A 12039-nucleotide genomic window follows, 5' to 3' on the forward strand; every position below is an offset into this window, starting at 1 on the left:
AGGAGGAAATTTCACCATGTCTGATGCTGCTATTCTCTGTGTAGATGATGAAGCTTCAATTTTAAAAGCTCTCAAAGAACAACTTAAAAGGTTATTTGGTAATCAGTATGTTTACGAAGTTGCCCAAAGTGCTGAAGAAGCCTGGATTGTAATTGATGAGTTAGAACAGGAAGAAATCAAAATTTTGATCATTGTCTCTGATTGGCTGATGCCAAATGTCAGAGGCGATGAATTTTTGACTCAAGTCCACCAACGCTTTCCTGAAGTTATCACTCTCATGCTAACAGGACAAGCTGATGAAGCTGCAATTGAACGTGCTAGGCAACAAGCTAATCTATATGCTTGTATTCGTAAACCCTGGACTGAAAAAGAGTTACAGCAGGTTATTAGTACAGCGTTGAATTAACACAAGAGGCAATTCTATAGCAAAGTGCTGAGTATTAACTCAGTTGTTATACCAATTTTCTCTAACGGATTTTTTTGTAGAGACTTGGCAATTGCTAAGTCTCTACAGATTTTATGTGCATCATAATGATTTATCTGCGTCTGAGGTACTGGAGTATACCACGAGCGATCGCATCTGCCATTTGATTTTGATAAGCTGAACTGCGTAACTTGACTACATCCTCTCGACCGGTTAAATAACCTGTCTCTACCAGAATCGAGGGCATAGAACTTTTTCTGAGGACAAAAAATCTGGCTCGTCGTACACCTCTATCTTTGACATTCAGACTCTGAAGAATGCTGCTGTGGACGCTGCGGGCTAGACTCAAACCACTGCCATAATAGTAAGTTTCCAAACCACTGACATCTGAACGACCGCCACCTAAAGCATTGGCATGGATACTGACAAATACATCAGCGTTGGCTCTTTCTGCCAACTGTACTCGTCCGGGAAGACTCACAAAATAGTCAGAATTCCGGGTCATAATTACCTGTACACCATTTTGCTGAAGAATTTCAGTGACCCTTCTACTAATGGGTAGAATAATATCCTTCTCACGAACTCCACCAATACCAATTGCACCAGGGTCTTTGCCGCCGTGTCCAGGGTCAACCACAACTACTACTTTGCCTCTGGGGATGGGGCGTGTTCCTGGCTGAGGTATAGAACGGGGATTTTCATTCGGGTCTGGTAATTGGCCACGCAATGGAGGTAAAGGCAATGTTCCCGGAACGGTGACGACACGACGAGAACCTTGTAATTGCAGCGCTACTTGGTCGCCGTTTTGGTTGATTTGCCCAACTTGCACTCCAGCTGCTGGTTGAACCAAAAGAACTACTGTATTTGATTCTGGTGCTTGTAAGCGGACTCGCAGAATGGGACTATTGGCATTAAAAACAGGGCCTTTGATCTGAGGAGCTAATTTAGCATCTTTGATGGTGATGCGATACAATCCAGAACTTCTATCCCATCCACCCATAGCAGATATAGGTTGGTTAGCTTTAACTAGTAGTTGCTGACCATCATCAGACAATTCTACCGCTTCAATTGTTGCTGTCTGGTTGCTAACAATTCGGCGGGGGGGGGGAGAAAATTCTGGCTGATTTGCTTGGGAATTGTCGGGGTTATTTCCGGGTAATTGGACAAACCGATTGGGTAGAACTATCAAACCACCGCTACTGCTTTTTGTTGCTCGCCAGTCTGGGCTATTTTTATCTACCCGCAAGGTCATGCGGACTGAAGGTGGACTGGTTTGTAGTTGGGTAAATTCAACACGATTGACACCATGCCTATTAACGCTGAGTTCTCGTTGTGCCAAATTTGCTGATAAAGTTGCACCAGAGACATCCATAAAAATAGTAGAGCGATCGCGGCTACGATTCACCTTAACCTGTGGATTGCCGCCCTTAGTCCGAACAAAAAAACCATCCCCTGTAACTTGTAAGCTGTCGATTTGAGTTGTGCTTTGTGTCGTGCTGGCAACTCTAGAAAACTCCGGTTTCGCGTCGGAGTCAATGGTGACTACGTTATAAACATTGTCTGAAGAAGATTTTACTGGCTCTAGTGTTGGTCTTGGTAATTGTACCGTCCAACGACTCGCAGTTACACCAACAAATTTCACTCCTTGGGGGTCAAGAGTATAACCAGGAGCTAGTTCTACAACAATTCGCGCTGTTTGGGGTTCAAACTGGCCAACACGGATGGCACGAATTGCTCCACCGATTGGTTGCGTCAGCTGCGGTCTTCCAAAGGTTGTGTCTGGTAAATCAATAACCAGGCGTGTGGGATTGAAAATTAGTTGTGCTTTAGGTTGAACAGCCCCCAAGGTATTAAATTCTAGGCGGTTTTGGTTGGCATCAAAACGCCAAGATTCCAGTTTGGCAGCCAAAACTGGCGACGACAGTAAGCAGATAATCCCAACAGTACCAGGTAGTAACCAGTGTAATTTCACAATCCTTTCTCCTAATTCGCATTCATGGTATCTGTCAATATCTCAATATCTTGGTAAATTGTTTTATTGTCACCAGATAATTTTGAGATTTGACTTTGACTTTTTTGAGTTAAAGAAACAATTAATGCTATAAATTGCAAACTGCTTACATGGTCTTTGATTTTGATGTTGCTGCACTACCAAGGCATAAAAATTCAATTTAAACCGCACTAAAGGTAACACAAATATAATCAAAATTAACTCAATTCCGTCAACATTCGTGAATTTTTGGCTCAGTTATAAGTTGGTTTTGAATTTTTGTTGATTGGCTAACAATTTTCTAAGTAAAAAATTTCAGATACTTTTAACTGATGTTGTAATGTTTACAACTACTAGTTTGTCATTTCTATGAACATGTTTATGTGATGCTTAGTAAGCAGGTAAAATTGGTAACAAAATACCTTTTCAAGTCTAATTATCACTAGTTAAGAATGGCAGAGAAACAACGATATCAGAGGACGAAGATAGAAGGACAGAAGTTTCCTTTAATTAATCAAGAGATTGAGGAGGAAGAAAGTATGAAATTTGAACCTTCATACTTTATCCCTCCTATTCCCCAATCTTTAATCTTGAATCAATTGCTCGGATTCAGTTCCCACTTTGCTGGATTCTGGAAATACGAAGCGTAACAAAGGCGGAGCTAAAAAGGTTGTGATGATAACCATCATGATAATTGCTGCTCCCAATGGTTTTGAGAGAGCGCCGCTTGCAGCCCCGACACCAGCAAATACCAATCCCACTTCACCTCTCGGAATCATACCCACACCGATCGCTAAACGATTGATTTGGGGTTGACCAAAGACACTCAAACCTGTGATCACTTTACCAATAATGGCTACTGTAATCAGGAAAATCGCCATAATTAGACCTTCTCGATTGCTGGGAATGGCTGGGTTTAGTACTGCCAAATCAGTTTTTGCCCCAACAGCCACAAAGAAAATTGGCACCATCAAATCGGCTATGGGAATGACTTGCTTTTGTAATTCTTTACGTTTATCGGTTTCCTCCAGGACTAAACCGGCAGCAAAAGCACCCAAAATTGCTTCTAACTGGATGATTGAAGCAAGATATGACATAGCAAAGGCGAAGATAAAAGCTGGTATCACCAACTCACCTCGCGTTTTGAGTTGATTAGCGATCGCTACAAATGTTTTATTGAAAACATTACCCAAAACGATCGCGCCCAAAAGAAATGCCGTAGCACTAATAATTAGGTAAATAACTTTACCTACATCTACGACACCATCCTTAGCGAGGCTGGCAACTACCGCTAAGACAATAATTCCCAATACATCATCAATTACAGCTGCACCGAGAATAATCTGCCCTTCTTTGGAATTGAGCTTGCCTAGTTCTGCCAATACTTTAGACGTAATCCCAATACTAGTAGCTGTCAACGCCGCACCTGCAAAAATTGCTGGTACAGCACTAACACCAAATAACGTCATTAAACCCACAGTACCAGCAGCAAAAGGTACAACTACCCCCACGACGGCGACAATTGCGGCTTGAATCCCAACCGCCATCAAGTCTTTTAAGTTTGACTCCAAACCAATTTCAAACAGCAGGATGATGACACCCAACTCTGATAACACAGAAATAACTTCTGATTGGGCTGCAAATACCTGGGGCGCTGCTTCTGGAGATAAACCAGCAGTAGTTTGAAGAAAAGCCATGATTAACGAACTAGAACTGTCTGCGCCACCTTCTGGAAACACCAACAGGTGTAAAACAGAAACACCTACGACTACACCGCCTACAAGTTCGCCTAAAACAGGGGGTAAACCGATGCGGTTGGATAACTCCCCACCAACTTTGCTGGCGAAGTAAATTACCACTAAACTCAGCAGCACAGCCGCCACTACCATAGAGCTGTCTGCTGCTTCTGTTGTGCTGGCCAGCAGGGGAAAAGAAAAGTTGATTGCATCTAAAAACTGCATGGTTTCCGCGAAAATCCTTCTCTTTATTTTTACTCTTTTATGAGCAATAGCTTATGAAAAAGCTGATTCAGGAAACCAAAACAAGACCTAAGCAGGAAGTTTGTCTGTTAAGGCTGGGTGTAAGGGGATAAGAGTTTTTCTGATCACCGCGTAAGTTCTACAGAAGATAAAATAAGGGTGTTGCATAAATGCGGGATGATTTTCTTATATTTATCTCTCAAAACCTCTTCTTCTCTACGAGACGCTGCGCGTTGGCGGAAGCCTTTCGTAGAGAATGCGTACTTTGCGGTTCATTATTTCATCCCTAAATTCAGCAACGCCAAAATAAGTAATCAGACAGAATTAATTACACAAATTTTTGACTGTAACCAGTCCCCTATCTCCACCCATGAATTTAATTGTGTCCGACTACTTATCACTTCCTGTTATTTTGATCAGGTGTTGCCAATAAAATTCAGACACTGGGACAACAGATAATCTGGGGAGTCGCAGCAAGTCGAAGTCTGTAAATTTATCGTCTTGCTTGATTTGAGCTAGGGTGACAGGCTCAGAGGCTGGGCGTACTGCTCGCACATCCACAACTACCAGTTTGGCATCATTTAGTGCTGGGTCAGGGTAAGGTTGACTGATTATCTCTGCCACACCCACGATTTGCCGTTCCTTGCCAGTGTGATAAATCAGAGCTAGATCACCAGAAACCATTGTGCGAATGTACTTTAAGGCAAGAGCATTGGTAATTCCATCCCAAGCTGTGCAGCCGTCGCGTTCTAAGTCTGAGTAGGAATAATTATCCGGTTCAGTTTTCAGCAGCCAATACGCCATAACTACATCTCCTGTGATTTTTTAGTTTCCAAAAATGTAACAATACCTGTTTTTGACTACGGCAGTGTCACAGTAGAAACATAGAAATCGTATCGAGCGATCGCACCTCAAGTTCTGACTGTTAACTATTAATGCTGGACAGTTAACAGATGATTGCTGGATACAGTTTACTTATTAACATCTGTAGATATTTTTCAGAGGAGTGCAAGTTTATGTCTAGAGCCGCTTTGTCTGGTTCTCCGTTTCGTGCTGGCAAGTTTTGTCAATCTCTGCCGTTAGCTTTACTGTTATTCGTGACGTTGATTTTACCAGCCTCAGCCCAAGAAAAAGAAAAGTTATGGCGGACTCTGACGGTGAGTGGACGCGGCATGGAATCAGTAGCTACAACGCTATCGCAAGTTAATTTAGGGGTAGAAATTCAAGGTAAAACTGCTCAAGAAGTACAGCAAGAAGCTGCAAAAAGAACATCTGCTGTCGTGGCTTTACTCAAAAGCCGCAATGTCGAGAAACTAGAAACTACAGGGATTCGCCTGAATCCTGTTTACAGTTACACCAATAATGTGCAGCGAATTACTGGCTATGCTGCTAGTAATACTGTGAGTTTTCGCATTGTCACCGAGAAAGCCGGGACATTGTTAGATGATGCCGTGAAAGCCGGGGCAACGCAAATTAACGGTGTTAGTTTTATTGCTAGTGATGAAGCGATCGCCGCTGCCCGAAAAGTCGCATTAAGAGAAGCAACTCAAGATGCTCAACAACAAGCAGACGCTGTTTTTAGTTCTTTGGGACTCAAATCTAAGGAAATAGTCAGCATCCAAGTTGGTAATGCCAGCGCCCCGCCACCACCTGTATTTTTACGCGCCCAAGCATCTAAAGTTGCTGAAGACGTTTCTACCCCCGTAATTGGTGGTGAACAGGAAGTAGAAGCATCGGTAACGTTGCAAATTAGTTATTAGTCAATGATCAATGGTCAATAGTCCAGAATCTCTCAAACCACTAAGTCGCAAAAACTATTGACCATTGAGCCATAAAGGATGAAAGATTAAGAGAAGTATTTGACAGTACATACCGCATCATTTAAGGGGTAGTGTAATTTCATACTTCATACTTCATACTTCAGTTGACAAACTAAAAATTGTCTGAAGACATATCGCTCATTCCCCCGTCTCCATCTTGCTTGGAACCTAATAAATCCAGCTGGTCTACTAGAATAACTGGTTTAGAACGACTGGCTCCGGTTTGGCGATCGTTCCATGTATCAAACTTCAAGGAACCTTTGACAGCGATTTGTTTGCCTTTACGTACATAATTACCGGCGACTTCAGCTGTCTTTCCCCATATTTCCAACTCAAACCAGTCAGGCTCATCGCTGTTGCGTGTTCTTCTGTTCACTGCCAGTGTTAATCTACACTTAACCTTACCAGACTCAAAATATTTAATATCTGGGTCGCCACCCACACGACCGATAAGATGAACTGTATTAATACTCATGTGCTTTACCTTTTAGTACTTGTGTACTTATTTGTCTTGACTCCCATAATAGCCAATTGTGAACTGATTGAAAATGTGTTAAAAACTTAACAACCTTGCGGGGTATATAAATTTGAGCTATTACTTGGGAAAACTAAAAACTGTACGGATATGCTGAGTTGGTCTGAGAATATCGAAAACGTGAATGTCTAAAACCTAGTCAGTATGGTCAACAACAAATCAAAAAATGGCCAAGTTTACTAGACTGAAGATCAAAAACGTAATAGAATCCAGCACGATTCAATCTAACATTTTTTTATAGTCAAAAAGTATTGCAAATAGGGGGCATAAAGACGCGTGGGTCTGTTTAGGAACTTTCGCTCATCATGGGATATGGGTATCGACCTCGGTACTGCCAATACCCTTGTTTATGTATCTGGTAAAGGCATTGTACTGCAAGAACCTTCTGTAGTGGCGATCGACCAAATCGAAAAGGTAGCACTGGCAGTAGGTGAAGATGCCAAAAAAATGCTGGGACGCACACCAGAAAACGTGATCGCCTTGCGTCCCTTGCGCGATGGTGTAATTGCTGATTTTGATACAGCCGAGTTGATGCTCAAAAGCTTTATTCAGCGAGTCAATGAGGGGCGATCGCTGATTTTACCCCGGATTGTGATTGGTATTCCTAGTGGTGTCACAGGGGTAGAAAGACGAGCAGTAATGGATGCAGCCGCTCAAGCGGGGGCTAGAGAAGTTTATTTAATCGATGAACCAGTAGCAGCAGCGATCGGCGCAGGGCTACCAGTTGCCGAACCGACTGGTAACATGATTATCGATATCGGCGGTGGTACAACAGAAGTGGCTGTGTTGAGTCTTCAAGGGACTGTTTTAAGTGAATCAGTCCGGATTGCGGGAGATGAACTCACTGAATCTATCACCCAATATATGAAGAAGGTTCATAACTTGGTGATTGGAGAACGCACAGCAGAAGAAATTAAGATTCGTCTTGGTTCAGCTTATCCCACCAACGACGATAATGAAGCCATGATGGAAGTTAGAGGTTTACACTTACTTTCTGGTTTACCGCGAACTGTCACAATCAAAAGCCCAGAAATCCGTGAAAGTATGATGGAACCCCTATCTGTAATTGTAGAAGCGGTGAAGCGGACACTAGAACGTACTCCGCCAGAACTAGCATCTGACATTATTGATCGCGGGATCATGCTTGCTGGTGGTGGGGCATTGCTCAAAGGTATAGATACACTCATCAGTCATGAGACAGGGATTGTTACCCACATTGCAGCTGATCCTCTCTGCTGTGTTGTGTTGGGAACAGGTCGTGTGTTAGAAAACTTTAAGCAGCTGGAACGGGTGTTCAGCGCACGTTCTCGAAATATGTAGCAAAAAATATTGGATATTGGGTTCTATTTGGCTTTGATTTGGGTTTCATATAAATAGAATCCGATATCTATCAAATTATAAAAATAGGTATAAATGGTTACTGTACGTCGTTGGTGGGGTCGCAAAGGGTTACAGATTGGTTTGGTTGCCCTTGTAATAGGTGGTGCTGGGATATTACGACAAACTCAAGGGGCAATGCTGCTGGAAGTTTATCAAGTAGTTACTCGTCCTTTACAGATTTTGCAATCTGGGCAAACTCCAGAAGAACGTTTGGAAGAACGCCTCAAAGATGCCCAATTTATGGAGATGCAAACCCGCATCCAAGAACTGGAAAGCCAAAATAAACAATTACAAGATTTGTTAGGCTACGTGCAGACTGAGCCAGTTTCATCTCGTCCACTGCCAGCGCGGGTAGTAGGGCGCAGTGCCGATCACTGGTGGCAACAAGTGACTCTCAATCGTGGCTCAAATTCCGGCATTCAAGAAGGCTTTATTGTCAAGGCTGAGGGTGGGTTAGTTGGTTTGGTGGATAGTGTTACGCCAAATACTAGCCGTGTCTTACTAATTAGTGATCTGAAAAGTCAAGTGGGTGTGACTATTAGCCGCACCTCAGCTAAGGGAGTATTGCGGGGAGATTCCTCGGCGGAAGCTGTGTTGGAATTTTATGAAAAAGTGCCTAATGTCAAAGTGGGAGATTTAGTTTCTACTTCAACTTACAGTCAAAAATTCCCATCAGGCTTGCCAGTAGGTAGAATCAAGTCTTTAGATTTAAAGAAACTTCCCGCATCAGTGGCAAAAATTGAACTTTTCCCGCCGATTAGGTCATTAGATTGGGTAGCTGTGCATCCAAAACCGACAAACCAAGAACAAGAAAACCCACAGTCGGCGCAGCAAGAACAGGCAAATAAACAACTGCAAAAGTCTAAATAAATTCGAGCAAATCTCTCAAAATAATGAAGATACCTTCATTTAATGGTCGTCAACAGAAAAAGCCCAAGTCTTCGGAGCGAAAGTCAAAATCTTATCGCAAACCGATCGCACGTTGGCATCCTAACGCAGTTAGACTGTTAGATTGGTCTGTAACGGTTGGGTCTGTGCTGTTATGTTTGCTATTATTGCCCACCCGCTTTCCTGGTACAGAATTGTTGGGAATTGGCCCTAATTGGCTATTAATTTGGGTAGTTGCTTGGAGTGTAAAACGCTCCCTCTGGGAAGGAGTAGTAGCAGGTATCGTTCTGGGGCTACTTCAAGATGCAATGACATCACCAGATCCGACTCATGCTTTAACTTTGGGTTTAGTGGGATTGATCACTGGACTCATGCAAAAGCAGCGATTTATCCAGGAAGACTTTATTTCTATTGCTTTAATTGTTTTTGTGATGGCAATTTTGGCAGAAACAATTTTTGGGATGCAATTGAGTTTGATTGGCGATCGCAAAGTAGAATACATCTGGGCTTATTATCAGCGAGTCGCCCTAGCTTCGGCTATTCTCAGTAGTCTTTGGGCCCCTGTAGTTTACTATCCCCTAAATCTTTGGTGGCAAAAGCGCAAAGCGATCGAGCAATAGTTACATTAGGAGATAATTTTGAGTTTAAATTTGGGAGTGAGGAATCATGGGCATAGACCCTAAATCCTCACTCTTTTTGGTTGATTTTAAGGTAAGCGCCCCGACAACAAACAGTAGCTCTGAGATATTACTGTTGAAGTATCAAGATATTAAGTCGGTAACGTGCAGAATATTGAAGTTATTGCCCAAACAAAATTTATGGATAATTCCCCAATTGTTGCTCAAGCAGATACATCCTTACCAAATTACACTCAAGAAAATGGGCTGCTAGTGCAATTCTCCTCTGGAGAGGCTGCACCAACGCCTGTAGAATCTGATTCACAAACACAGGACAGTATGAGCAGTGAAACTGACTTTGACTCCCATATGATGCAAAGGTGTTTGACACTGGCTCGCCGTGCTTTGGGACGTACTTCACCGAATCCACTGGTAGGGGCGGTTGTAGTCAAAAATGGGGAGATTATCGGGGAAGGGTTTCATCCTCGTGCAGGTGAACCTCATGCCGAAGTTTTTGCTTTGAGAGCAGCAGGGGTTGGCGCTCGTGGTGCTACAGTTTATGTCAACCTTGAACCTTGCAACCACTATGGCCGCACGCCTCCTTGTTCTGAAGGGTTAATAGAGGCTGGTGTCGCTAAGGTGGTAGTTGGGATGGTTGATCCGAACCCCTTGGTGGCTGGTGGTGGAATTGCTCGTTTACGTGCTGCTGGTGTAGAGGTGTTAGTTGGGGTAGAAAATGAAGCCTGTCAGCAGCTAAATGAAGCTTTTGTGCATCGCATTCTTTATAAAAAACCTTTAGGGATTTTGAAATATGCCATGACTTTAGATGGCAAAATTGCCACTGCTGGCGGCCATAGTGCTTGGGTGACAAATCAAGCCGCCCGTAGTGAAGTACATCAACTGCGGGCGGCTTGCGATGCCATCATTGTTGGTGGTAATACAGTCCGACAAGATAATCCTTACTTAACTAGCCATCAGGTGGAAGCGCATAATCCTCTGCGGGTGGTGATGAGTCGTCAACTTAATTTGCCGGAGAATGCCCGGTTGTGGGAAACTCAAGAAGCTCCCACGTTGGTGTTAACCGAAATCGGAGCCAACCCTGATTTACAAAAACTTCTGCTCAAGCGAGGTGTAGAGGTTGTGGAGTTACCTGCACTTACACCCGAACAGGCAATGATTCGTTTATATGAACGGGGTTTTTGCAGTGTTTTGTGGGAGTGTGGCGGCAATTTAGCTGCGAGTGCGATCGCTCAAGGAGCCATACAAAAAATTATGGCCTTTATTGCTCCTAAAATTATTGGTGGTAGCCATGCACCTACACCTGTAGGTGACTTAGGTTTTACTACCATGACTGAAGCATTGCCCTTAGAACGTGTTCGCTGGCGTGTGGTTGGTTCCGATTGCTTAGTTGAAGGTTATTTGCCCCAAAAAAATCATCAATAGTCAATAGTCAAAAATCTGTAGACTATGGACTCTTGACTCACTTATTACATTCAAATCATCTTTAACACTGCCTTTCATAAGCCATATCGCGTATGAGAGTTAGCCGGGATTGAATATATTCACAGAGAAAATCAATCTCGTGGGAATCTAACAAAACTTGTGTTGTGGTTTGTTTTACCAACCATTGCACCAAGCTAGTATCATCCAGCTGTAAGAGGGTCATGGTTTGGGTAGTTTCAACCACAGACCAAAGCTGACGCAGAATTTTAGGAGTCATCAGACCTCAATTGAAGATTAGCCTAGCTGTTTTCAGATTACACAATTTCAGCAGTAATGTACGACAAGAATGTACAACCTGAGATAAGTATTATTAAAAAATTAATAATGCGATTTATAACTTTATGAACTTTCTGAAATGAACAAATAAATTCCTTTAGTTAATAAAAAGTTACTGAAACAATGTTTATGTCTTTATAATGCTTTCTAAATGGGATATATCAAAAGAAACATCTTGATTATCTATTATTTAATAACGTACTTAAAGAATATAATTACTTCTCAGTACGCATAAAAAGAGACACAATGATTCCCAAACTGACTGCTCCCCAACCAAACCAATTAATCATCTTGGAAGAATAGTCAAATTGAATTGGTGAAGTATTTGGATTCTGGATTAAAAAATTAATTTTTTCTGCAACGGTTTCAGCTTCTGTAGGATCTTTTCCATCTTGACCAATTTGGCTTAGTGGTGCAGAAAAGTCCTGAATGCTCGATACATGGGGAATTTTACTGAAACAAGGGTGGCACAGAGGGGGGGAGACATGGGATGCTCAAGTTTCCACACAAAAACTACCCTATGCCAGTCCCCCATCTTTATCGTCAAGTACAAGATCAAGTAAGTCAATGGATTCATCCCCAAGACCAACGACATCTACAAGTGTTTTGTGAAAATGTAGCAGCAAT

11 protein-coding genes are annotated in these 12039 nt (G+C 42.6%); 6 read left to right on the forward strand and 5 right to left on the reverse strand.

Annotated features, from left to right (window positions below):
* The first annotated feature begins 16 nt into the window (after positions 1-16).
* Positions 17-406 carry a response regulator gene (locus IQ259_RS07905; RefSeq protein ID WP_193883358.1) on the forward strand — a complete coding sequence of 130 codons (390 nt, stop codon included), beginning with the start codon at positions 17-19 and terminating at the stop codon, positions 404-406.
* A 130-nt stretch (positions 407-536) separates the two neighbouring features.
* Here IQ259_RS07905 and IQ259_RS07910 read toward each other — a convergent pair whose 3' ends face one another.
* The 3 genes from IQ259_RS07910 to IQ259_RS07920 form a co-directional block, all read right to left on the reverse strand.
* Positions 537-2396 carry an N-acetylmuramoyl-L-alanine amidase gene (locus tag IQ259_RS07910; RefSeq protein WP_193883360.1) on the reverse strand — a complete coding sequence of 620 codons (1860 nt, stop codon included), beginning with the start codon at positions 2394-2396 and terminating at the stop codon, positions 537-539.
* Positions 2397-2998: 602 nt separating this feature from the next.
* The gene (locus IQ259_RS07915) at positions 2999-4375 is read right to left on the reverse strand and encodes a cation:proton antiporter (RefSeq protein WP_193883362.1); all 1377 of its coding nucleotides are present in this window, start codon (positions 4373-4375) and stop codon (positions 2999-3001) included.
* A gap of 408 nt (positions 4376-4783) precedes the next feature.
* Positions 4784-5197: an EVE domain-containing protein gene (locus tag IQ259_RS07920; protein WP_193883364.1), complete on the reverse strand. Its 414-nt coding sequence runs from the start codon at positions 5195-5197 to the stop codon at positions 4784-4786.
* A gap of 212 nt (positions 5198-5409) precedes the next feature.
* Here IQ259_RS07920 and IQ259_RS07925 point away from each other — a divergent pair, with 212 nt between their 5' ends.
* Complete coding sequence (locus tag IQ259_RS07925) at positions 5410-6153, forward strand: SIMPL domain-containing protein (protein ID WP_193883366.1); 744 nt, start codon at positions 5410-5412, stop codon at positions 6151-6153.
* A gap of 172 nt (positions 6154-6325) precedes the next feature.
* On the opposite strand, the gene IQ259_RS07930 is transcribed toward IQ259_RS07925, so the two are convergent.
* Positions 6326-6688, reverse strand: a complete 363-nt coding sequence (locus IQ259_RS07930; RefSeq protein WP_193883368.1) for a single-stranded DNA-binding protein — start codon at positions 6686-6688, stop codon at positions 6326-6328.
* 372 nt (positions 6689-7060) lie between these two features.
* Here IQ259_RS07930 and IQ259_RS07935 point away from each other — a divergent pair, with 372 nt between their 5' ends.
* The 4 genes from IQ259_RS07935 to ribD all read left to right on the forward strand — a co-directional run bounded on the left by IQ259_RS07935 (position 7061) and on the right by ribD (position 11076).
* Complete coding sequence (locus IQ259_RS07935) at positions 7061-8068, forward strand: rod shape-determining protein (RefSeq protein ID WP_193883383.1); 1008 nt, start codon at positions 7061-7063, stop codon at positions 8066-8068.
* 93 nt (positions 8069-8161) lie between these two features.
* Positions 8162-8998 carry a rod shape-determining protein MreC gene (gene mreC, locus IQ259_RS07940; protein WP_193883370.1) on the forward strand — a complete coding sequence of 279 codons (837 nt, stop codon included), beginning with the start codon at positions 8162-8164 and terminating at the stop codon, positions 8996-8998.
* Between the two features lie 23 nt (positions 8999-9021).
* On the forward strand, positions 9022-9636 hold the full coding sequence (gene mreD, locus IQ259_RS07945; protein ID WP_193883372.1) for a rod shape-determining protein MreD: 615 nt from the start codon (positions 9022-9024) through the stop codon (positions 9634-9636).
* 198 nt (positions 9637-9834) lie between these two features.
* Entirely contained in the window at positions 9835-11076 is a 1242-nt protein-coding gene (gene ribD / locus IQ259_RS07950; protein WP_193883373.1) for a bifunctional diaminohydroxyphosphoribosylaminopyrimidine deaminase/5-amino-6-(5-phosphoribosylamino)uracil reductase RibD, read from the forward strand.
* Between the two features lie 61 nt (positions 11077-11137).
* Here the strand turns inward: ribD and IQ259_RS07955 are convergent, their stop codons facing one another.
* A complete protein-coding gene (locus tag IQ259_RS07955) occupies positions 11138-11353 on the reverse strand; it encodes a hypothetical protein (RefSeq protein ID WP_193883375.1) in 216 nt (71 codons plus the stop codon).
* Positions 11354-12039 lie beyond the last annotated feature (686 nt).

This window comes from Fortiea sp. LEGE XX443, from assembly GCF_015206815.1.
GTDB lineage: Bacteria > Cyanobacteriota > Cyanobacteriia > Cyanobacteriales > Nostocaceae > Nostoc_B.

Bases quoted from the DNA above. Each gene is read 5' to 3' on its own strand.
- IQ259_RS07935 (WP_193883383.1), top strand. From the start codon at position 7,061: ATGGGTATCGACCTCGGTACTGCCAATACCCTTGTTTATGTATCTGGT.
- IQ259_RS07955 (WP_193883375.1), bottom strand. From the start codon at position 11,353: ATGACTCCTAAAATTCTGCGTCAGCTTTGGTCTGTGGTTGAAACTACC.
- ribD (WP_193883373.1), top strand. From the start codon at position 9,835: ATGGATAATTCCCCAATTGTTGCTCAAGCAGATACATCCTTACCAAAT.
- IQ259_RS07905 (WP_193883358.1), top strand. From the start codon at position 17: ATGTCTGATGCTGCTATTCTCTGTGTAGATGATGAAGCTTCAATTTTA.
- IQ259_RS07915 (WP_193883362.1), bottom strand. From the start codon at position 4,375: ATGCAGTTTTTAGATGCAATCAACTTTTCTTTTCCCCTGCTGGCCAGC.
- IQ259_RS07925 (WP_193883366.1), top strand. From the start codon at position 5,410: ATGTCTAGAGCCGCTTTGTCTGGTTCTCCGTTTCGTGCTGGCAAGTTT.
- mreD (WP_193883372.1), top strand. From the start codon at position 9,022: ATGAAGATACCTTCATTTAATGGTCGTCAACAGAAAAAGCCCAAGTCT.
- IQ259_RS07920 (WP_193883364.1), bottom strand. From the start codon at position 5,197: ATGGCGTATTGGCTGCTGAAAACTGAACCGGATAATTATTCCTACTCA.
- mreC (WP_193883370.1), top strand. From the start codon at position 8,162: ATGGTTACTGTACGTCGTTGGTGGGGTCGCAAAGGGTTACAGATTGGT.
- IQ259_RS07930 (WP_193883368.1), bottom strand. From the start codon at position 6,688: ATGAGTATTAATACAGTTCATCTTATCGGTCGTGTGGGTGGCGACCCA.